The sequence below is a fragment of the Streptomyces thermospinosisporus genome (assembly GCF_039526425.1).
GTDB lineage: Bacteria > Actinomycetota > Actinomycetes > Streptomycetales > Streptomycetaceae > Streptomyces > Streptomyces thermocarboxydovorans.
Genome location: NZ_BAAAIZ010000085.1, coordinates 1 through 20,670 on the forward strand (window position 1 = coordinate 1; position 20,670 = coordinate 20,670).

A 20,670-nucleotide genomic window follows, 5' to 3' on the forward strand; every position below is an offset into this window, starting at 1 on the left:
GCCGGCGCGGGCCGGCCGGGCCGCACCCTGCGGCGGCGGGCCGGTGCCTCGGAGGTGCCGTAGCCGACGAGGACATTGCCCGAGCCCTCCGAACGGGAACCCTCCGAACGGGGGCCTTCCGAGCGGGAGCCCTCGCCCTGCGTGCGGGTGCCCTCGGCCGCGGCGCCCGGCTCGCCCTGCCGGCCGGCGGGACCGGCGGGACCGGCGGGACCGTCATCGGATGGCTCCCCCACCGCGACCGTCAGCAGCGGCGCGCCGACGGGCAGTTCGGTGCCCTCCTCGCCGAAGCGGGCGGTGACCACACCGCCGTAGGGGCAGGGCACCTCGACCATCGCCTTGGCCGTCTCGACCTCGACGACGGGCTGGTCCACGGTGACCACGTCACCGACCTCGACCAGCCAGCGCACGATCTCCGCCTCGGTGAGCCCCTCACCGAGGTCGGGGAGCTTGAACTCCAGCACCTGTGCCATCAGCCCTCGGCCTCCCATTGCAGACGCCCCACGGCGTCCAGGATCCGGTCCACTCCCGGCAGGTGATGGCGCTCCAGCATCGGCGGCGGGTACGGGATGTCGAACCCGGCCACGCGCAGCACCGGCGCCTCCAGGTAGTGGAAGCAGCGCTCGGTTACCCGCGCGGCGATCTCCCCGCCCGGACCGCCGAAGCCGCCCGACTCGTGGACCACGACCGCGCGTCCGGTGCGCCGCACCGAGGCGGCCACCGTCTCGTCGTCGAACGGCACCAGCGAGCGCAGGTCGACGACCTCGAGGTCCCAGCCCTCGGCCTGAGCCGCCTCGGCCGCCTCCAGGCAGACCGGCACGGACGGCCCGTACGTGATCAGTGTGGCGCTGCGTCCCTGCCGCCGCACCACGGCACGGCCGATCGGCTCGACGGGGGCCGGCTCCTCCGGGTTCCAGGAGTCCTTCGACCAGTACAGCCGCTTGGGCTCCAGGAAGACCACCGGGTCGTCGGAGGCGATGGCGGCGCGCAGCAGCCCGTAGGCGTCGGCGACGGTGGCGGGGGTGACGACATGCAGACCGGGCGTGGCCATGTAGTACGCCTCGGAGGAGTCGCTGTGGTGCTCCACGCCGCCGATGCCGCCGCCGTAGGGGACGCGGATGGTGAGGGGCAGCGGCATCCTGCCGCGGGTGCGGTTGCGCATCCGGGCGACATGGCTGACCAGCTGCTCGAACGCCGGGTAGGCGAAGGCGTCGAACTGCATCTCCACCACCGGCCGCAGCCCGTACATCGCCATGCCGACCGCGGTGCCGAGGATGCCCGCCTCGGCCAGCGGGGTGTCCGTGCAGCGGTCCTCGCCGAACTCCTTGGCGAGGCCGTCGGTGATCCGGAAGACGCCGCCGAGGGTGCCGACGTCCTCGCCCATGACGTGCACGGACGGGTCGTCGGCCATGGCGTCGCGCAGGGCGCGCGTGAGGGCCTGCGCCATGGTGGCCGGCTTGACGGCGACAGTCGTCATCGCTGGGTCCCTTCCGGCTCGGCCTCCGCCTCGAGCTCGGCCCTGAGCTGGGCCTGCTGCTCCCGCAGCTGCGGGGTGGGCTCGGCGTAGACGTGGGCGAAGAGGTCCATGGGGTCGAGGGCGGGGTCCTGGTTCATCCGCTCGCGCAGCGAGGCCGCCATGGTCTCGGCGTCCTGGCGGGCGGCGGCGATGCCGTCCTCGTCGAGCAGGCCGCGCGCGGTCAGCTCGCGCTCAAGGAGCTGGATCGGGTCGTGCTGCTTCCAGGTCTCCACCTCGGCGTCGCCGCGGTAGCGGGTGGCGTCGTCGGCGTTGGTGTGCGCCTCCACCCGGTAGGTGATGGCCTCCACCAGGACCGGGCCGCCGCCGGAGCGGGCGTGCCGCACGGCGTCACCGAGCACCTCGTGCACGGCGGCGGCGTCGTTGCCGTCGACCAGGCGGCCCGGCATGCCGTAGCCGACCGCCTTGTGCGCCAGGGACGGCGCGGCGGTCTGCTTGGCGAGCGGGACGGAGATGGCGAAGCCGTTGTTCTGGACGAGGAAGACGACGGGGGCCTGCCAGACGGCGGCGAAGTTCAGCGCCTCGTGGAAGTCGCCCTCGCTGGTGCCGCCGTCGCCGACCATGGCGAGCGCCACCACGTCGTCGCCCTTGAGGCGGGCGGCGTGCGCGAGGCCCACCGCGTGCGGCAGCTGGGTGGCGAGCGGGGTGCTCAGCGGGGCCACCCGGTGCTCGTAGGGGTCGTAGCCGGTGTGCCAGTCGCCGCGCAGCAGGGTGAGCGCCTCCACCGGGTCCACGCCGCGGGCGACCACGGCGAGGGTGTCGCGGTAGCTGGGGAAGAGCCAGTCGCGCTCCTGCAGCACGAGCGCGGCGGCGACCTCGCAGGCCTCCTGGCCGGTGCTGGAGGGGTAGACCGCGAGACGGCCCTGCTTGGTGAGGGCGGTGGCCTGCGCGTTGTAGCGGCGGCCCTTCACCAGCTCGGCGTACAGCCGGCGCAGCAGCTCCGGACCGGCCTTGGCGGCCGCCTCGGTGCCGAGCACCCGGTAGGGCTCCGCGTCCGGCAGCAGCGGCACGGGGTCCGTGCGGGGCTGCCAGGCGGGCGGCGGGGTCGGCCGGTAGGCACCCCGCTGCTCCATGACCGTCATGACGGCACCTCCTGTGGGAGCAACTCGGCCAGGCGCGTCGCCTGTGACACGCCTCACCAACCGATTGTTCGGTCGCCGGCACATTTTGGCTACGGGTGGCATCAGGCTGTGGACAAACGGTTCCTCAGGACCTGAGATAAATGCAGGACGTCCACATGAGAGAGGCGGGGGCGGGTGACTTCTGAACAAATGGCCGGGGGGTCGGAGGGGACGGGTCAGCTACCGCCGCCGCGGCCGCTGGACTCGATCGATCAGGACATCCTGCGCATCCTGCAGGCGGACGGCCGCGCCTCGATACGGTCGGTCGCCGAACGCGTCCACGTCTCACGGGCCAACGCCTACGCACGGATCAACCGGCTCGTCGAGGACGGCGTCATCCGCGGCTTCGGCGCCCGCGTCGACCACGAGCGCGCCGGCCACGGCACCTCCGCCTACATCACCCTGAAGATCGTCCAGAACTCCTGGCGCACGGTCCGCGAACAGCTGCGGCAGCTCCCCGGCGCCTCGCACATCGCCCTGGTGGGCGGGGACTTCGACGTCCTGCTGCTGGTGCACACCCCCGACAACCGGGCGCTGCGCGAGCTGGTCCTCACCCGCCTCCAGGCGATCCCGGAGGTGCTCAGCACCCGCACCCTGCTGGTGTTCGAGGAGGAGGATCTGGAACCGCAGGGGTGAGGCAGGAGGTGGCCCTTGTGGCGCCGGACGCCTGGGCCTGCAGGGCGCCACGGAGCGGACGGGGCTCGGTCGAACGGCCTAGCGGTCCACTCCCCAGCGCCAGAGCAGCTCGCCGCCCACGGGCACGGCGGCCCAGCGTTCGGTGGCGGCGTCCAGTCGCGGCCCGGTCCTGGCCAGTGCCTCCGCGTCGAGCGGCGCCGTCCCGACTCCGCGGCCCTCGATGGGCAGGCCGCTCCACGCCCGGTAGGCCCACGCCACACGCAGCTCGGCGTCCATCACCGCGTCCCCGCCCCGGCGCAGCACCTTCATCCCGGACCGGCGGTGGCGGCCGGGCGTGACCAGCTCGAAGCCGAGGAAGGTGGCGCCGCGCGCCATCGCGCCCCAGAAGCCGTCGTCGATCCCGAGGGCGGTCTCCACCACCGCATGGACCAGGTCGTGCGGCATCTTCGGTCCGTCGGGGTGGGCGGGCAGCCGGACGTCCGGCCCCTTCTCACGCCGCACCAGGATCTCGTGCTGGTTGTCCGGCAGCTTCCGGAAGGACATCTCCATCGGCAGCGAGGGTAAGCGGCCGGCCGCCTGCCGCCCACCGGATTTTCACCGGCGGGGATTTTCACTGCTGGGGTCTCACACCTTCGTGCCGGCGGAACTCACCCGCGCCCGTCGGCCGCCCTGCGCAGTCCCCCGAAGGCGAGCTGGGCCACCGCGTCGGCCACCTCGCGCTCGCTCATGCCGCGCACATCGGGCCGGTACCACTCGACGATCGAGTTGATCATGCCGAAGACCAGCCGGGTCACCAGGCCCGCGTCGATGTCGTCGCGCACGTCCCCGTCGGCCGCCGCCTCCTTCACCATCTGGGCCACCCGGTGGTCGAACTCGCGCCGCCGGTCCAGCGCCCACCGCTCGGTGTCCGTGTTGCCGCGCACCCTCAGCAGCAGCGTCACGTACGGCAGTTCGGCGATCAGCACCTCGACCATGCGCCGCACCACGTACTCCAGCCGCTCGGCGGGGCGGCCCCGGCGGGCCTGCTCCTCGCCGAGGATGCCGAACAGCTCGTCCAGCGCCCGGCTCACCGCCCGCCGCAGCAGCTCCTCCTTGCCGGAGACGTGGTGGTATATCGACGACTTGGAGATCCCGGCCGCCTTGGACAGATGCTCCATGGAGGTGCCGTCGTAGCCGCGCTCGTTGAACACCTGCACGGCGACGGACAGCAGGGTCTCCGGGGTGTACGTGTCCCGCTTGGCGGTGGTGCTGATGTCGCGCTTGGCGGTGGTCATGGGGTGCCCTCCCGCTTCTCGGTGGCGTAGGCGTGCCGGTACAGCGCGAGCGACGGCGCATAGCGCCCGCAGGCATCGCGCCGGTGCAGCTCGTCGAGGAGGTAGCAGGCCCATGTGCGGCCGAGCTTGCGGTCCCACTCGAAGGGCCCCAGAGGGTAGTTGACGCCGAGACGCATCGCGGTGTCGATGTCCTCCTCGGTGGCCACGCCCTTGGCGACGGCGTCGTGGGCCAGGTCGATGATCCGCGCCACCGTCCGCGCGACGATCATGCCGGGGACGTCGCCGATGACGCTGACCTTCTTGCCGAGCGCCTGGAACAGCCCGGTGGCCTCGGCGAGGGTTTGCGCGGGGGTGTCCCGGTGGTGCGCCAGGGCGATGCGCGTGGCCTTGCGGTAGTCGAGGGCGAGGTCGAAGTGGACGACGTCGCCGGACTCGACCGTGGTCCGTCCGTCGGCGAGGGCCAGCCGTCCGCCGCCGGGCAGCACCAGACCAGCGCGGCCGCCGCCCTCGGCGGGCTTCTGCTCGCGCACCTCGATGCCCGCCTCGCGGATCAGTGCGAGCAGCTCGGCGGCCGGGCCGAGGTCGCCCTCGGCGGTGACCTGCGCGGGCGCCGGGGCCTGCGGCGCGGTGTGCGGCTCGGGGCGCTCGGCGCCGTCGCGGTAGTCGTACCAGCCGTGGCCGCTCTTGCGGCCGAGCCTGCCGGACTCGACCAGGCGGCGCTGGGCCAGCGAGGGGGTGAACCGCACGTCCTGGAAGAACGACTGCCACACCGAGCGGGTGACGGACTCGTTGACGTCCTGTCCGATGAGGTCGGTCAGCTCGAAGGCGCCCATCCGGAAGCCCCCGGACTCGCGCAGCACCGCGTCGATGGTGGCCGGGTCGGCGCCCCGGGACTCGTAGACGGCGAAGGCCTCGGCGTAGAAGGGCCGGGCGATGCGGTTGACGATGAAGCCGGGGGTGTCGGCGCAGGCCACCGGGGTCTTGCCCCAGGCGCGGGCGGTCTCACACGCGCGCTCGGCGCATCCGGCGTCGGTGGCGAAGCCGGAGACCACCTCGACCAGCGGCATGAGCGGCGCCGGGTTGAAGAAGTGCAGGCCGACGAAGCGGCCGGGCACGCGCAGGGCGCCGCCGATGGCGGTGACGGACAGGGACGAGGTGTTGGTGGCGAGGAGGCAGTCGTCGCCGACGATGTCCTCCAGCGCCCGGAACAGCTCCTGCTTGACGTCGAGGCGCTCCAGGACGGCCTCCACCACCAGCGTGCAGCCGGCGAGTGAGGCGAGGTCGTCGACGGGCGTCAGTCCGGCGCGGGCGGCGTCCCGGTCGGCGGGGGTGAGCCGTTCCTTCTCGACGAGCCGGTCGAGGCGGGCGCCTATCGCTTCGGCCGCCTCCCGGGCCCGCCCGGGTGCGGCGTCGTAGAGCCGCACGGTGTGGCCCGCGACCAGCGCGACCTGGGCGATTCCCTGGCCCATGGTGCCGGTGCCGACGACGGCCACGGAGCTGCTGAGGTCGAGTGCTGTCATGAGCGCGATCCTCCCGCACGGGTTTTCCACAGATGCGGCGGACCCCCTTGTCCCGACCGATCGTTCGGTTACTCTAGCTCTGACCGCGCATTCCTGCCCACCTTTCTGCCAGGTCAGGAACTCGACGAAGAGTTCTGAAGACGAGGAGTTGGTCCCGTATGGCCGCCGAACTGACCGCGCACGAGCTGATCGCCCGGCACCGGCCCACCCTGGACCAGGCGCTCGAAGCGATCCGCACCCGCGCGTACTGGTCCCCCCACCCCGAGCACCCCAAGGCCTACGGGGAGAACGGCAGCCTGGACCTGGCCGCGGGCAAGGCCGCCTTCGACGCCCTGCTCGGCACCCGCCTCGACCTCGGCCAGCCCGGCACCGACGGCTGGGTCGACGGCGAGATCTCCCCGTACGGCATCGAGCTGGGCGTGAGCTACCCGCACGCCGACCTCGACGTGCTGCTGCCCGCCATGAAGGCGGGGATGCGCGCCTGGCGCGACGCCGGCGCCGAGGTGCGCGCGGTGGTCTGCCTGGAGATCCTCAAGCGGATCAGCAACCGGACGCACGAGTTCGCCCACGCGGTCATGCACACCTCCGGCCAGGCGTTCATGATGGCCTTCCAGGCGGGCGGCCCGCACGCCCAGGACCGCGGCCTGGAGGCGGTGGCCTACGCCTACGTGGAGCAGGTGCGCACCCCGGACACCGCGGAGTGGACCAAGCCCCAGGGCAAGCGCGACCCGCTCGCGCTGACCAAGCAGTTCATCCCCGTCCCGCGCGGCATCGGCCTGGTCATCGGCTGCAACACCTTCCCGACGTGGAACGGCTACCCGGGCCTGTTCGCCTCCCTCGCCACTGGCAACGCCGTCCTGGTCAAGCCGCACCCGCGGGCGGTGCTGCCGCTCGCCCTCACCGTGCAGGTGGCGCGCGAGGTGCTCGCCGAGGCCGGCTTCGACCCCAACCTGGTCGCGCTCGCCGCCGAGCGGCCCGGCGAGGGCATCGCCAAGACCCTGGCCACCCGCCCGGAGATCCGGATCATCGACTACACCGGCTCCACCGAGTTCGGCGACTGGCTGGAGACCAACGCCCGCCAGGCGCAGGTCTACACCGAGAAGGCCGGCGTCAACACGGTGCTCGTCGAGTCCACCGACAACTACCAGGGCATGCTCTCCAACCTGGCGTTCTCGCTGTCCCTGTACAGCGGCCAGATGTGCACCACCCCGCAGAACCTGCTGATCCCCCGCGAGGGCATCACCACCGACCAGGGTCCCAAGTCCTACGACGAGGTCGTCGCCGACCTGGCCAAGGCCGTCGACGGTCTGCTCGGGGACGACGCGCGCGCCAACGCCCTGCTCGGAGCGATCGTCAACCCGGACGTCAAGGCCCGCCTGGAGGCCGCCGCCGGCCTCGGCGAGGTCGCCCTCGCCTCCCGCGAGATCACCAACCCGGAGTTCCCGGGCGCCGTGGTGCGCACCCCGGTGATCGTGAAGCTGGACGGCTCCAAGCCCGACGCCGAGGCCGCCTACATGAGCGAGTGCTTCGGCCCGGTCTCCTTCGCGGTCGCCGTCGACTCCGCCGGCGACGCGCTGGAGCTGCTGCGGCGCACCATCCGCGAGAAGGGCGCCATGACCGTCGGCGCCTACACCACTTCCCCGGAGGTCGAGGAGGGCGTGCGCGAGGTCTGCCTGGAGGAGGCCGCCCAGCTCTCCCTCAACCTCACCGGCGGGGTGTACGTCAACCAGACGGCCGCCTTCTCCGACTTCCACGGCTCCGGCGGCAACCCGGCCGCCAACGCGGCGCTGTGCGACGGCGCGTTCGTCGCCAACCGCTTCCGCGTGGTCGAGGTGCGCCGGGAGGCGTGAGCCTGATGGCCTGAAGCTGAGCCTGATGGCCTGAAGCTGAGCCTGATGGCCTGAAGCTGAGCCTGATGGCCTGAAGCCCGGGCCGGCCCTGGGCTTCAGGCGGGTGCGCCCCCGAAGGCGCTCCAGTGGTACAGCGTCATCGCCACGCTGGTGGCGAGGTTGTAGCTGGAGACCTGGGGGCGCATGGGCAGCGCCACCAGATGGTCCGCCCGCGCCCGCAGCTCGGGCGTGAGCCCGGTGCGCTCGGAGCCGAAGGCGAGCAGCGCGTCGTCGGGCAGCTTCAGCGAGCGGATGTCCTCGCCCTCCGGGTCCAGCGCGAACAGCGGGCCCGCGGGCAGCTCGTCCACGGTCAGCCGCTCCACGGCGGTCGCGAAGTGCAGCCCCGCCCCGCCGCGCACCACGGTGGGGTGCCAGGGGTCGAGCGTGCCGGTGGTGACGACCCCGGTCGCCCCGAAGCCGGCGGCCAGCCGGATCACGGCCCCGGCGTTGCCCAGGTTGCGCGGCTGGTCGAGGACCACGACCGGTGCGGTGCGCGGAGTCCGGGTCAGCCGCTCCAGATTGCCCGCGCGGGACGGCCGTACGGCCAGGGCGGCCACGGCGGTGGGATGGGGGCGCGGGACCAGCGAGGCGTACGTCTCCTGCGGCACCTCGGTCAGCAGTCCGGCCAGTCTGTCCCTGACGTCCGGGGCCAGCTCGTCGGCCAGGGCGAGCGCGGCGGCCTTGTCGGCGGCGACCGCGACGGGGACCCCGGCGCCGAAGCGCAGCGCGTGCTTGAGGGCGTGGAAGCCGTCGAGCAGGACGGCACCGTCGGCCATCCGGCGCCAGGCGGCCACGGAGTCCGCCGGGGTGGTCGGAGGCTCGCCCTTGCGGGGCTCGTCCTGCGGGTCGGTCATGCCCAGCAGCCTACGTGCGCGGACGCGGGCCTCCTCCGGGTGCGTGGGGGGAGGGCTCGGGGGCGGAGGCCTGGGCGTTCCGGGTCTCCTGCGCCTCCCGAGCGGGATCGTCAGAGAGCCGTTGCGGCGGAAGAGGGGGCCTCGGGGGCGGGCCTTGCTTCGGGGAGGGCCTCGAATGCGGGACTTGCTTCGGGGAGCCCCGCTCCGCGAGCTGCTGCCTCGGGAGCCGCTGCCGGGGAAGGGGCAGGCCGCCCGTGGGGCCGCGCCCGAGCAGCCGGGCCCGTGCGCGTGCCGCTCCGTCGCCCAGGCGGCGCAGGAACGAGGTGGGCAGGAAGACCATGTCCACGGCGATCATCGCCAGCGAGAAGAACGGCAGCCCCAGCACGACCGCGATCACCGCGTGCTCGGTGATCATCAGCGCCAGCAGGACGTTCTTCACCCGCCGGTTGAACAGCGTGAACGGGAAGGCGACCTGCACGATGACCGTGCCGTAGGTCATCAGCATCACCAGGGTGCCGCTGGAGGCCAGCAGGCCGGCGAGGCCGGGCCAGGGGGAGAAGTACTCCAGTTGCAACGGGTAGTAGACGGCCGTGCCGTCCTGCCAGCGGGAGCCCTGGACCTTGTACCAGCCGGCCGTGGCGTAGATCAGACACGCCTCGGCCATGATCACCAGCAGGGCGCCGTTGTGCACGAGGTTGGCGACGACGTCCAGCAGGATCCGCGGCTGGGGGCTCCGGCCGAGGCGCCCGGCCAGCCACCACAGGGCCTGCGCGGCCCAGACCGTCCACAGCAGAACGGGGATCAGGCGTTCACCGTCGTCCATCCGGCCCGCCAGCGTCATGGCGAGCAGCAGAACGCCGGACACCGCCCACAGCGCCGGGCCGGCCCGGTCCCGCACCCGCTCACCGCACGCCAGGGCCTCCACCGCACGGCGGGCGCGCCAGGCGTCCAGGGACCACACCTGGCCGCAGCGCGTGAACACGAGGTACACGGCCATCAGGTGCAGCACGTTGTCACCGCCGTCGCCCATGAAGATGCTGCGGTTCTGCAGCGACAGCACGCCCACCATGAACAGCACCGACATGGTGCGGGTGCGCCAGCCGAGCAGCAGCAGCACGCTCCACAGCATCGCCAGCGCGTAGAGGAGCTCGAACCAGCCCCGGCCGTCGAACCACAGCAGCGCGGTGAACGCGCCGTTCGAGCCGACCAGCTGCTCGGCCAGGTCCGAGCTCCAGGGGCCCTCGGGCCCGTACAGCTCATGGCGGTGCGGGAACTCCCGCAGCAGGAACAGCAGCCAGGTCAGGCTGAAGCCGATCCGGAGCACGGCGGTCTGGAAGGGGCCGAGGGCGGAGTCGGCCACGCGCGCGATCAGGCCGGACACGGCCAGCGAGAGGCGGTTCATCCGGCACCTCCCCGTGCCGTGTCCTCGCCGTTCCCGGCGCCTCCGGCTTCCCCGGTTTCTCTGGCTTCGCCGGCTTCTCCGGCTTCTCCGGCGTCCCCGGCATCCCCGGCGTCCTTCGGTACCGACCACCAAGGCAGGGTGCGGTACACCGGCGCCGTGGAGATCTTCTCGTCACTCCACTCCGGAGGCGGGACGTTCGCGGTGCGGGAGCGGATCTGCACCTGCTGGATCACACCGCCGTCGCCGGCCACGTCCGCCCGGTCCAGGCGGAGCACCGCGATCCGGCGCAGATAGGACTCGGAGAGCGCACCGCGCAGGCCCACCGGACGGTTCTTCTCGTCATGGGTCGCGACGAAGAAGTCCCAGGCGCGGCGCAGCTCGTTCTGCTGGGTGTGACTGGGCAGCGGATTGCCGTCGATGGCCCGCCCGTCCTCGGCGGACAGGTCGTACCAGCGGGTGGTGCGCACTCCCCCGTCCGGGGTGCCTATCTCGGCGCGGACCTGGACGCCGATGTTCTGCTGCAGCGGGTTCGGCGCGAAGAGCTTCCAGTTCTGCTCGAACTCGGGGTAGATCCACTCCTCGATCACCTCGCCGTGCTCCTTGCTGACCGTGTTGGGCGGAGCCACGTGCAGGAACGTCATCCCGAGATGCGCGCAGACGGTCACCGCGACGGCGGCCAGCGCCACGGCGGCGGCGATCCGGTAGCGGAGCGACAGGGCGGCTATGCCGGTAGGGGGGTCGGGCGGTGAGGCCGGCAGTGGTGGGGGTGAGGATTTACGGGAGGAGCCGGAGACGGGGTGGGGGTTGACGGGGGGCCAGCCGGGGGTGGGGGAGTAGGGCGGGGGTGCGGGTGCGGCCACCTGCGCTGGCGGGGGCGTGACGGCACCGGGACCGTTGTCGCCGGAGTCGTGCGGTGCGGCGGCATCGCTGCCGGGGGCGTCCGCCTCGCTCATGCCGCCGCCGTCGCCGTGTGTGGGAGCCGGCACCCTGCCGTCCGCAGCGGTCGGAGTGGTCGGGCCGTCGTTGCCGGCCACCGGCCGGTCGGCGTCGGCCCGGTCCGCAGGTCCCTCGTCCTGCACGGCCGACGTGTCGACGTCGTCGGCCGGCGCCTCGCCGGAGCCCGGCTGCTCGGAGACCGGCTGCTCGAAGAACGGCGCCTCGCCGGAGACCGGCTGCTCGGAGACCGGCTGCTCGAAGAACGGCGCCTCGCCGGAGACCGGCTGCTCGGAGAACGGCGCCTCGCCGGAGACCGGCGGCTCGGAGACCGGCGGCTGGGCGACCGACTGTTCGGAGATCGGCGGCTGGGAGGTCTGTCGCCGGGCGGCCTGCTGCGGAGAGGCCGACTGCTGCGGGGCCTGCTGCCCCGGCGGTATCCGGGACGCGGTGCCGGAAGCGGAGGCCGATTCCGGTGCGGGCTCCGGCCGGCCACGGCGCGCGTCGGGACCGCTCGGCTCGGCCGGCTCACGCCGGGCGTCCGAGCCTTCGTCGTACGCGTCCATTCCGCCCCGTCCCACGGTCTCGTTCCCTCGCCGCCACCGTCCGGCGGCCGATCAGCCGCGAGGCCCGGCGGTGGCGCCACATCCTCGCTGATCCTCTGCGGTCCTCTGCGGTCCTCGGGTTCCTCTGGGTTCCACTGGGTTTTTCTGAGTTCCACTGGGTCCTGTGGAGTTCCACTGGGTCCTGTGGAGTCCGCTCCTCCGCATCGCACGGAACGGTACTCAGCTCCGGCCACCCGAGCCCAGTCCGTGCGGCCGGTCCGTGCCGTGGCCGTGACCACATCGCAGCGCGTCGGGTGCCGTGCTCCCGTCCGGGCCCGCTCCCGCCGTCCGTCCACAGGCAGCCCCCGCAGGTTATCCACAGCGGTTGACACCGTGCGGCCCCCGACCCACCATGGAATCGCACGAACCGAACGATCGGTCGGGAGCGTGCTCCGAGAAGCACCCAGGTCGAGGGGGACCTCATGGCGACAGCAGCCGCCCACGAGACGGCCCGCAGCCAGCCGTCCGGCGCACCGGAAGGCGCCGACGACAGCACTGCGGAGTTCCAGCGCGCCTTCGACGCGGCGGTGGCCGCCGACGAGCGGATCGAGCCGCGCGACTGGATGCCCGACGGGTACCGGGCCACGCTGATCCGGCAGATCGCCCAGCACGCGCACTCCGAGATCATCGGCATGCAGCCGGAGGCCAACTGGATCACCCGCGCGCCCTCCCTGCGCCGCAAGGCGATCCTGATGGCCAAGGTGCAGGACGAGGCCGGCCACGGCCTGTACCTGTACAGCGCCGCCGAGACCCTCGGCACCAGCCGCGACGAGCTGCTCGACAAGCTGCACTCCGGCCGCCAGAAGTACTCCTCGATCTTCAACTACCCGACGCTGACCTGGGCGGACGTCGGCGCGATCGGCTGGCTGGTGGACGGCGCCGCGATCACCAACCAGGTCCCCCTGTGCCGCTGCTCCTACGGCCCGTACGCGCGGGCGATGGTCCGCATCTGCAAGGAGGAGTCCTTCCACCAGCGCCAGGGCTACGAGCTGCTGCTCGCCCTGAGCAAGGGCACCCCGGAGCAGCACGAGATGGCCCAGGACGCGGTCAACCGCTGGTGGTGGCCGTCGCTGATGATGTTCGGCCCGCCCGACGACGAGTCGCAGCACTCCGCGCAGTCGATGGCCTGGAAGATCAAGCGGCACTCCAACGACGAGCTGCGCCAGCGCTTCGTCGACATCTGCGTCCCCCAGGCCGAGTCCCTCGGCCTCACCCTCCCCGACCCGGACCTGAAGTGGAACGAGGAGCGCGGGCACTACGACTTCGGCCCGATCGACTGGTCGGAGTTCTGGGAGGTCCTCAAGGGCAACGGCCCGTGCAACGAACAGCGGCTGTCCCGGCGCAGGCGGGCCCATGAGGAGGGCGCCTGGGTCCGGGAGGCTGCAGCGGCCTACGCGGCCAAGCACACCACCGGCGGTTCCGGCACCAGCGTCCGCCCCGGCCCGGGCGGCACCACCGGCGCGAACGGCGAGACGAACGTGAACGGCGAGAACGTGAACGGCGAGACAGGAGCGAAGCGAGCATGACCACCACCGACTGGCCCCTGTGGGAGGTCTTCGTGCGCTCGCGCCGGGGCCTGTCCCACACCCACGCCGGCAGCCTCCACGCGCCGGACGCGGAGCTCGCCCTGCGCAACGCACGCGACCTGTACACCCGGCGCGGCGAGGGCGTCTCCATCTGGGTCGTGCCGTCGTCCGCGATCACCGCCTCCTCGCCCGACGAGAAGGACCCGTTCTTCGAGCCGAGCGCCGACAAGCCCTACCGGCACCCCACCTTCTACGAGATCCCCGAGGGGGTGCAGCACCTGTGACGACGACCCCCGTCAAGGACCCCGCCCTCGCCCCGGCCGCACTGGCCCTCGGCGACGACGCCCTGGTGCTCTCCCACCGCCTCGGCGAGTGGGCCGGCAACGCCCCGGTGCTGGAGGAGGAGGTCGCCCTCGCCAACATCGCGCTCGACCTGCTCGGCCAGGCGCGGGTGCTGCTGTCGATGGCCGGCGACGAGGACGAGCTGGCCTTCCTCCGCGAGGAGCGCGCCTTCCGCAACCTCCAGCTGGTGGAGCAGCCCAACGGCGACTTCGCCCACACCATCGCCCGCCAGCTGTACTTCTCCGTCTACCAGCACCTGCTGCACACCGAACTGGCCGGCGGGGACGGTCCGTTCGCCGCGCTGGCGGCCAAGGCCGTCAAGGAGACCGCCTACCACCGCGACCACGCCGAGCAGTGGACCCTGCGCCTCGGCGACGGCACCGAGGTCAGCCACGACCGGATGCAGCAGGCCGTGAACGCGCTGTGGCGCTACACCGGCGAGATGTTCCAGCCCGTCGAAGGCCTCGACGTCGACTGGAAGGCCCTGGAGACCGCCTGGCTGGAGCAGATCGAGGACGTGCTGCGCCGGGCCACCCTCTCGGTGCCCGAGGGGGCGCGCACGGGAGCCTGGTCGGCCGGCGCGGGCCGGCAGGGCCTGCACACCGAGCCGTTCGGCCGCATGCTCGCCGAGATGCAGCATCTGCACCGCAGCCACCCGGGGGCGTCATGGTGACCACCACCACTCCGCTGGAGGAGGAACTGCTCGAGCTGGCCGGGTCGGTCCCCGACCCGGAGCTGCCCGTGCTGACCCTGCGCGAGCTGGGCGTCGTCCGCGCGGTGCACGCCCGAGCGGCGGACAGCGTCGAGGTCGAGCTGACCCCGACCTACACCGGCTGCCCGGCCATCGAGGCGATGTCCCTCGACATAGAGCGCGTGCTGCGCGAGCACGGCATACGCGAGGTCACCGTCCGCACGGTACTGGCGCCCGCCTGGTCCACCGACGACATCACCGAGGAGGGGCGGCGCAAGCTGCGCGAGTTCGGCATCGCGCCGCCGCGCGTGCGCAAGGCCTCCGGCCCGGTCCCCGTCGCCCTCGGCCCCACCCGGGACGCCGGCCCGTCCGCCGCCGGCGAGTCCGCCGCCGGGCCCGACGAGCTGGAGGCCGTCCGCTGCCCGCACTGCGGATCCGCCGACACCGAACTGCTCAGCCGCTTCTCGTCCACCGCGTGCAAGGCGCTGCGCCGCTGCCTGGCCTGCCGCGAACCGTTCGACCACTTCAAGGAGTTGTGATGGCCCGCTTCCACCGGCTCCGGGTGGCCGCGGTCGACCGGCTCACCGACGACTCCGTCGCCCTCACCTTCGCCGTCCCGCCCGAGCTGCGCGAGGAGTACCGGTACCTGCCCGGCCAGCACCTGGCGCTGCGCCGCACGGCCGACGGCCAGGAGATACGGCGCACCTACTCCATCTGCTCCCCCGCGCCCGGCGGCGAGGGACCGAGCACCCTGCGCGTCGGCGTGCGCCTGGTCGAGGGCGGCGCCTTCTCCACCTACGCCCTGAAGGAGATCAACCTCGGCGACGAACTGGAGGTCATGACCCCGGCCGGCCGCTTCACCCTCCAGCCGGCGCCCGGCCAGTACGCGGCGATCGTCGGCGGCAGCGGCATCACCCCGGTGCTGTCCATCGTCTCCACCCTGCTCGCGCGCGAGCCCCGGGTGCGGTTCTGCCTGATACGCAGCGACCGCACCGCCGCCTCCACGATGTTCCTCGAAGAGGTCGCCGACCTGAAGGACCGCTACCCCGACCGGTTCCAGCTGGTCACCGTGCTCTCCCGCGAGGAACAGCAGGCCGGGCTGCCGTCCGGCCGGCTCGACCAGGAGCGGCTGACCGGGCTGCTGCCGGCCCTGCTGCCCGTGGAGCAGGTCGACGGCTGGTTCCTGTGCGGCCCGTACGGGCTGGTCGAGGGCGCCGAGCGCACCCTGCGGTCCCTCGGCGTGCCCCGCGCCCGCATCCACGAGGAGATCTTCCACGTGGACGCGAGCCCCGCCCCCGCCCGGCCGGCCACGGCCCCCGCCCACAGCACCGTCACCGCCCTGCTCGACGGACGCGGCGGCACCTGGCCCGTCCAGGACGGCGAGTCCTTGCTCGACACGGTGCTGCGCAACCGCCCGGATGCCCCCTACGCCTGCAAGGGCGGCGTGTGCGGGACGTGCCGCGCCTTCCTGGTCTCCGGCGAGGTGCGGATGGACCGCAACTTCGCCCTGGAGGCGGAGGAGACCGAGGCGGGCTACGTCCTGGCCTGCCAGTCGCACCCGCTGACCGAGAAGGTGGAGCTGGACTTCGACCGGTAGGGCCGGAGAGGGAGAATCCGCAGAATCCGCAGAGAAGGTCCGCGGCGCACACCCGGACCACCCGGAGCCACCCGGAGCCGCACGGACCTTCTCTTCTACTGAAACCTGTTCTATCTTGACGCCCCGTCAGGTCGGCGTCGGACCGGCGCACCCGTGCGCCGCGAGAGGACAGGGACCGTGGACTTCACCCTCACCGAGGAGCAGCAGGCGGCCGCCGAAGCAGCACGGGGCGTCTTCGCCTCCGTCGCCCCGGACACCGTGCCCAGCCCCGCCCTCACCCCGGGCGCCGTCGCCGACGGCTGCGACCGCGCGCTGTGGACCCGGCTCGCCGAGGCCGACCTGCTGAGCCTGCTGCTCGCCCCGGAACACGGCGGATCCGGCCTGGACCCGGTCGCCCTGTGCCTGGTGCTGCGCGAATCCGCGAAGGTATTGGCCCGCGTACCGCTCCTGGAGCACAGCGCCGCCGCCGCGGCCGTCCAGGCCTACGGCAGCCCGGAGGCCAGGTCCGAGCTGCTCGCCCCCGCCGGCCGCGGCGAGATCGTCCTGACCGTCGCCCCGCACGGCCGGACCGGCCACGACCCGGCCGAACGCGCCGTCACCGCACACCGCGACGGCACCGGCTGGGTGCTCGACGGCACACAGACGGCAGTGCCGTGGGCGTACGACACAGACATCGTCCTCGTGCCCGCCCACACCGAAACCGACCGGACCGTCCTCGCGCTGGTGCGCAGGGAACAGGAGGGAGTCACCCTCGCCGAGCAGTTCTCCACCAGCGGCGAGCGGCTGGGCGAGCTGCGCCTTGACTCCGTGCGCATCACCGACCGCGACCTCATCGACGCGGACGGCGCCTGGGACTGGCTGCGCCATCTGCTGACCATCGGAACCTGCGCCCTGGCCCTCGGCCTCGGCGAGCAGGTCCTGCGCATGACCAGCGACTACACCGGCAAACGCGAACAGTTCGGGCACCCGCTGGCGACCTTCCAGGCCGTCGCCATGCAGGCCGCCGACCGCTTCATCGACCTGCGGGCCATGGAGGTCACCCTCTGGCAGGCCGCCTGGCGCATCGCCTCCGGAACACCGGGCGCGCTGCCCACCGCCGCGGACGTCGCCGTCGCCAAGATCTGGGCGGCGGAAGGAGTGCGCCGGGTCGTGCAGACCGCCCAGCACCTGCACGGAGGCTTCGGCGCCGACGTGGACTACCCACTGCACCGCTACCACGCCTGGGCCAAGCACCTGGAACTCACCCTCGGCCCCGCAGCCGCCCACGAGGAGACCCTCGGGGACCTGCTGGCGGCCCATCCGCCGACCTGACGGGCCTGACGGGGGGGACGATGCAGGACGACGGGAGGCGACGGTAGACGGGTCCGCCCGTCCTGCGACGGAACCGCCAGCGGCAGCCCAAGAACTCGAGAGCTACTCGGGAGCTACTCGAGAACTACAGCACGTGCCCAGTCTGTCCGTCGTCCGTGACGACCGGACGCCCGGCGGCCTCCCACTCCTGCATACCGCCGTCCACATTCACGGCGTCGATGCCCTGCTGCACCAGATACATCGTGACCTGGGCGGAACGCCCGCCGGAACGGCAGATCACATGCACCCGGCCGTCCTGCGGCGCCGCCTCGGTCAGCTCGCCGTAGCGGGCCACGAACTCACTGATCGGGATGTGCAGCGCGCCGGCCGCATGACCGGCCTTCCACTCGTCGTCCTCACGGACGTCCAGCAGGAAGTCGTCGTCCTTGACGTCCGCGACCCCGACCGTGGGCACAGCAGCTCCGAAACTCATGTCTGAGACGCTACCCGAAGAGACGGCACCAAGGCTCACGCCAGCAGCGAGGCCAGCTCCGCCTCACGTTCGGCCAGCTGGGCGCGCAGCTGCTCGGCGATCTCGTCCAGCAGGCCGTCGGGGTCGTCCGGGGCCAGCCGGAGCATGGAGCCGATCGCGCTCTCCTCCAGCTCCTTGGCGAGCACGGTGAGCATCTCCTTGCGCTGGGAGAGCCATTCGAGGCGGGCGTACAGCTCCTCGGCGGCGCTCCGGGCACGCTTCAGCTGCGGCCCCGCGGCCCACTCCTCCGCCAGCTCCTTCAGCTCGTCCACGCTGCCACGGGCGTAGGCGGCGTTGACGCGGGTGATGAACTCCTCGCGGCGCTCGCGCTCGGACTCCTCCTGCGCCAGGTCGGGGTGGGCCTTGCGCACCAGCTCGCGGTACAGCTTGCGGGCCTCTTCGCTGGGCCTTACCCGCTGCGGGGGCTTCACCGGCTGATCGGTGAGCATGGCGACGGCCTCGGGGAAGAGCCCCTGGTCGTCCATCCAGCCGTTCATCAGCTCTTCCACGCCGGGTATGGGCGCCAGCCGGGCGCGCGCCTCCTCGGCACGGCGCAGGTCCTCGGGGTCGCCGGTGCGGTCGGCGCGGGCCTGCAGGATCCGGGCGTCCAGCTCCTCGAGACGGGCGTACATCGGTCCGAGCTTCTGCTCGTGCAGCCGGGAGAAGTTCTCGACCTCGATGCGAAAGGTCTCCACGGCGATCTCGAACTCGATCAGCGCCTTCTCCGCAGCCCGGACGGCCTGCTCCAGCCGCTCCTCGGCCCGCGCAGCCTTCTCACCACCGGGGGCCTGCTCCGCCCCGGCGGCACCATCCTGCACACCTTCCGACTCCATCACCCGCCCAGCGTAGGGCACGGGCACTCGGAGCACGGATCCACGTCCTTGTCCTTCCGGGACCTCCGGGGGCCTCCCCCTCCCCCCGCCCCACCCCTCCCCCTCACCCCCTCACCGGTCAAGCCACTCAGTCAGTCCGCAGCCCTCACCCACGCCGGAGTCAGCGCGTCCACGCCCGCAGCCTTCACCCAGGCACGCACACCGCACCCCCTCCCACACCCCCGCACCGGCACGACCACCTCACGCAGACGCCCCCACGACGCAGACGCCCGCACGATCCCCTCAAGCAGCAGGTAGCAGTCCCCACGCACACCCGCCCGCCGTCAGACCCCCAGCTCCGCCGCGATCCGCCCCGAGCGCACCGCGCTCAGCAGGTCGGCGTGGTCGGCCTCCGTGCGGTCGGCGTAGGCGACGGCGAACGCGGCTATCGCCGTGTCCAGCTCGTCGTTCTTGCCGCAGTAGCCGGCGATCAGGCGCGGGTCGGCGCTGTGGGAGTGGGCGCGGGCGAGCAGGGCGCCGGTCATGCGGGCGTAGTCGTCGATCTGGTCGGCCGCCAGCGCCGCCGGGTCCACGCTTCCCTTGCGGTTGCGGAACTGCCGCACCTGGTAGGGCCGCCCCTCGACCGTCGTCCAGCCCAGCAGGCTGTCGCTGACCACCTGCATCCGCTTCTGGCCGAGCACCACCCGCTTGCCCTCGTGCTCGGTGTCGGGCACCTCGAAGCCGGCCGTCTCCAGATGCGGCACCAGCGCCGACGGGCGGGCCTCCTTCACCTGGAGCACCAGCGGCTTGCCCCGGTGGTCCAGGAGCAGGACGACGTAGGAGCGCGTGCCCACGCTGCCCGTGCCGACGACACGGAACGCCACGTCGTGCACCGCGTGCCGGGCCAGCAGCGGAAGGCGGTCCTCCGGCAGCGTGGTGAGGTACTGCTCCAGGGAGGCGGCCACGGCCCTCGCCTCCTCGTCCGGGACTCGGCGCAGTACCGGCGGTGCGTCGACGAACCGGCGCCCGCCGTCCGCCGTCGGCTCGGTGGACTTGGCGGCGAAGCGGCCGCTGGTGTTGGCGCGGGCCTTCTCCGCGACTCGCTCCAGGGTGCCGAGAAGGTCGTGGGCGTCGGTGTGGGAGACCAGCTCCTCGTCGGCGATGGCGTTCCACGCGTCCAGCGCGGGAAGCTTCGACAGCAGGCGCATGGTGCGGCGGTAGGCGCCCACCGCGTCGTAGGCCGCCTCCTGGCACACGGCCTCGTCCGCGCCGGCCTCCCGGCCCGCGAGCACCAGCGAGGCGGCGAGCCGCTTGAGGTCCCACTCCCAGGGACCGTGCACGGTCTCGTCGAAGTCGTTCAGGTCGATGACCAGGCGGCCGCGTGCGTCGCCGTACAGGCCGAAGTTGGCGGCGTGGGCGTCGCCGCATATCTGGGCGCGGATCCTGGTGATGGGCGTGCGGGCCAGGTCGTAGGCCATGAGGCCGGCCGAGCCGCGCAGGAAGGCGAACGGCGTCGCCGCCATCCGGCCCACCCGTATCGGGGTGAGCTCGGGCAGCCGGCCACGGCCGGACTCCTCGACGGCGGTCACCGCATCGGGGCGGGAGGCGTCCAGCTCGAGCCTGGCGTGGGCGCTGCGCGGCACCACCCGGCGCAGGGCCTTGCCGTCCGCCTTGGGCGACCCCGGGGCGGGCCACTCGGCGAAGCCCGGCACGCGCGGCAGCCGCCGCCCGGCACCGGGGCTCCCGTCGGCACCCGAGGCGGACGCGTCCGCCTTCGGTCCGCCCTGCCGCCCCACCGTGTGCGTCCCCTCCACCCCGGCAACGACCTCGCTCACAGCAACCGCCTCCCCCGTACGCAGGTCAGGTCCGTCCGCGCTTCACGGCGAAGCGTCGGAATCTTCGATCGATGGAGACCGTACAACCGGCAACGGAACGGCGTCAGACCCTGTGGACAACTCAGCAGTTGTGGAAAACCCAGCGGATCCGGCGAGACGCAGCCGGCGAACCCCGCAGACAGCCCCAACCCGCCTCCGCACCCGGCGAACCCCGCAGACAGCCCCAACCCGCCTCCGCACCCGGCGAACCCCGCAGACAGCCCCGCTCACCCCCGTCTGC

At 72.8% G+C, this 20,670-nt stretch carries 20 protein-coding genes; 8 read left to right on the forward strand and 12 right to left on the reverse strand.

Translation table 11 applies throughout. From position 1 onward, the window contains the following. The 3 genes from ABD207_RS24800 to pdhA form a co-directional block, all read right to left on the reverse strand. Positions 1-470, reverse strand: a 470-nt coding sequence (locus ABD207_RS24800; RefSeq protein ID WP_344015324.1) for a biotin/lipoyl-containing protein, incomplete at its 3' end; no start/stop codon positions are given. Beyond that, positions 470-1,474, reverse strand: a complete 1,005-nt coding sequence (locus ABD207_RS24805) for an alpha-ketoacid dehydrogenase subunit beta (protein ID WP_344015325.1) — start codon at positions 1,472-1,474, stop codon at positions 470-472. The genes ABD207_RS24805 and ABD207_RS24800, both read right to left, overlap by 1 nt. Then, positions 1,471-2,613, reverse strand: a complete 1,143-nt coding sequence (gene pdhA, locus ABD207_RS24810; RefSeq protein ID WP_344015326.1) for a pyruvate dehydrogenase (acetyl-transferring) E1 component subunit alpha — start codon at positions 2,611-2,613, stop codon at positions 1,471-1,473. The genes ABD207_RS24805 and pdhA overlap by 4 nt, the downstream gene beginning before the upstream one ends. A gap of 189 nt (positions 2,614-2,802) precedes the next feature. Here pdhA and ABD207_RS24815 point away from each other — a divergent pair, with 189 nt between their 5' ends. Further along, positions 2,803-3,288 (forward strand): Lrp/AsnC family transcriptional regulator, encoded by a 486-nt coding sequence (locus tag ABD207_RS24815; protein WP_344015388.1) that lies wholly within the window; start codon positions 2,803-2,805, stop codon positions 3,286-3,288. Positions 3,289-3,366: 78 nt separating this feature from the next. Here ABD207_RS24815 and ABD207_RS24820 read toward each other — a convergent pair whose 3' ends face one another. The 3 genes from ABD207_RS24820 to ABD207_RS24830 form a co-directional block, all read right to left on the reverse strand. Further along, entirely contained in the window at positions 3,367-3,837 is a 471-nt protein-coding gene (locus ABD207_RS24820; protein ID WP_344015327.1) for a hypothetical protein, read from the reverse strand. 98 nt (positions 3,838-3,935) lie between these two features. Beyond that, positions 3,936-4,562, reverse strand: coding sequence for a TetR/AcrR family transcriptional regulator (locus tag ABD207_RS24825; protein WP_344015328.1), 627 nt, complete (start codon positions 4,560-4,562; stop codon positions 3,936-3,938). After that, entirely contained in the window at positions 4,559-6,082 is a 1,524-nt protein-coding gene (locus ABD207_RS24830) for a 3-hydroxyacyl-CoA dehydrogenase (RefSeq protein ID WP_344015329.1), read from the reverse strand. Before ABD207_RS24830 ends, ABD207_RS24825 begins: the two co-directional genes overlap by 4 nt. Before the next feature lie 158 nt (positions 6,083-6,240). On the opposite strand from ABD207_RS24830, the gene paaN reads away from it, so the two are divergent. Beyond that, complete coding sequence (gene paaN / locus ABD207_RS24835; protein WP_344015331.1) at positions 6,241-7,932, forward strand: phenylacetic acid degradation protein PaaN; 1,692 nt, start codon at positions 6,241-6,243, stop codon at positions 7,930-7,932. Between the two features lie 95 nt (positions 7,933-8,027). Here the strand turns inward: paaN and ABD207_RS24840 are convergent, their stop codons facing one another. Genes ABD207_RS24840 through ABD207_RS32190 form a run of 3 tightly spaced genes read right to left on the reverse strand, consistent with a single transcriptional unit; the run spans position 8,028 to position 11,741 of the window. Beyond that, the gene (locus ABD207_RS24840) at positions 8,028-8,825 is read right to left on the reverse strand and encodes a TrmH family RNA methyltransferase (protein ID WP_425580812.1); all 798 of its coding nucleotides are present in this window, start codon (positions 8,823-8,825) and stop codon (positions 8,028-8,030) included. Between the two features lie 10 nt (positions 8,826-8,835). Next, positions 8,836-10,227, reverse strand: coding sequence for an HTTM domain-containing protein (locus ABD207_RS24845; protein ID WP_344015333.1), 1,392 nt, complete (start codon positions 10,225-10,227; stop codon positions 8,836-8,838). Continuing rightward, the gene (locus tag ABD207_RS32190; protein WP_425580813.1) at positions 10,224-11,741 is read right to left on the reverse strand and encodes a DUF5819 family protein; all 1,518 of its coding nucleotides are present in this window, start codon (positions 11,739-11,741) and stop codon (positions 10,224-10,226) included. The genes ABD207_RS24845 and ABD207_RS32190 overlap by 4 nt, the downstream gene beginning before the upstream one ends. Before the next feature lie 446 nt (positions 11,742-12,187). On the opposite strand from ABD207_RS32190, the gene paaA reads away from it, so the two are divergent. From paaA to ABD207_RS24880, 6 genes are all read left to right on the forward strand, one after another. After that, on the forward strand, positions 12,188-13,291 hold the full coding sequence (gene paaA / locus ABD207_RS24855; RefSeq protein ID WP_344015334.1) for a 1,2-phenylacetyl-CoA epoxidase subunit PaaA: 1,104 nt from the start codon (positions 12,188-12,190) through the stop codon (positions 13,289-13,291). Continuing rightward, the gene (gene paaB, locus ABD207_RS24860; RefSeq protein WP_344015335.1) at positions 13,288-13,575 is read left to right on the forward strand and encodes a 1,2-phenylacetyl-CoA epoxidase subunit PaaB; all 288 of its coding nucleotides are present in this window, start codon (positions 13,288-13,290) and stop codon (positions 13,573-13,575) included. The genes paaA and paaB overlap by 4 nt, the downstream gene beginning before the upstream one ends. After that, complete coding sequence (gene paaC, locus ABD207_RS24865; RefSeq protein ID WP_344015336.1) at positions 13,572-14,306, forward strand: 1,2-phenylacetyl-CoA epoxidase subunit PaaC; 735 nt, start codon at positions 13,572-13,574, stop codon at positions 14,304-14,306. Before paaB ends, paaC begins: the two co-directional genes overlap by 4 nt. Continuing rightward, positions 14,303-14,863, forward strand: coding sequence for a 1,2-phenylacetyl-CoA epoxidase subunit PaaD (gene paaD, locus ABD207_RS24870; RefSeq protein ID WP_344015393.1), 561 nt, complete (start codon positions 14,303-14,305; stop codon positions 14,861-14,863). Before paaC ends, paaD begins: the two co-directional genes overlap by 4 nt. Next, positions 14,863-15,921, forward strand: a complete 1,059-nt coding sequence (gene paaE, locus ABD207_RS24875; RefSeq protein ID WP_344015337.1) for a 1,2-phenylacetyl-CoA epoxidase subunit PaaE — start codon at positions 14,863-14,865, stop codon at positions 15,919-15,921. The genes paaD and paaE overlap by 1 nt, the downstream gene beginning before the upstream one ends. A gap of 177 nt (positions 15,922-16,098) precedes the next feature. Continuing rightward, a complete protein-coding gene (locus tag ABD207_RS24880; RefSeq protein WP_344015338.1) occupies positions 16,099-17,232 on the forward strand; it encodes an acyl-CoA dehydrogenase family protein in 1,134 nt (377 codons plus the stop codon). 124 nt (positions 17,233-17,356) lie between these two features. Here ABD207_RS24880 and ABD207_RS24885 read toward each other — a convergent pair whose 3' ends face one another. From ABD207_RS24885 to ABD207_RS24895, 3 genes are all read right to left on the reverse strand, one after another. Beyond that, positions 17,357-17,686: a rhodanese-like domain-containing protein gene (locus ABD207_RS24885; protein WP_344015394.1), complete on the reverse strand. Its 330-nt coding sequence runs from the start codon at positions 17,684-17,686 to the stop codon at positions 17,357-17,359. Between the two features lie 53 nt (positions 17,687-17,739). Then, the gene (locus tag ABD207_RS24890; RefSeq protein WP_344015396.1) at positions 17,740-18,576 is read right to left on the reverse strand and encodes a hypothetical protein; all 837 of its coding nucleotides are present in this window, start codon (positions 18,574-18,576) and stop codon (positions 17,740-17,742) included. 323 nt (positions 18,577-18,899) lie between these two features. Beyond that, positions 18,900-20,390: a DUF2252 domain-containing protein gene (locus ABD207_RS24895; RefSeq protein WP_425580814.1), complete on the reverse strand. Its 1,491-nt coding sequence runs from the start codon at positions 20,388-20,390 to the stop codon at positions 18,900-18,902. Positions 20,391-20,670 lie beyond the last annotated feature (280 nt).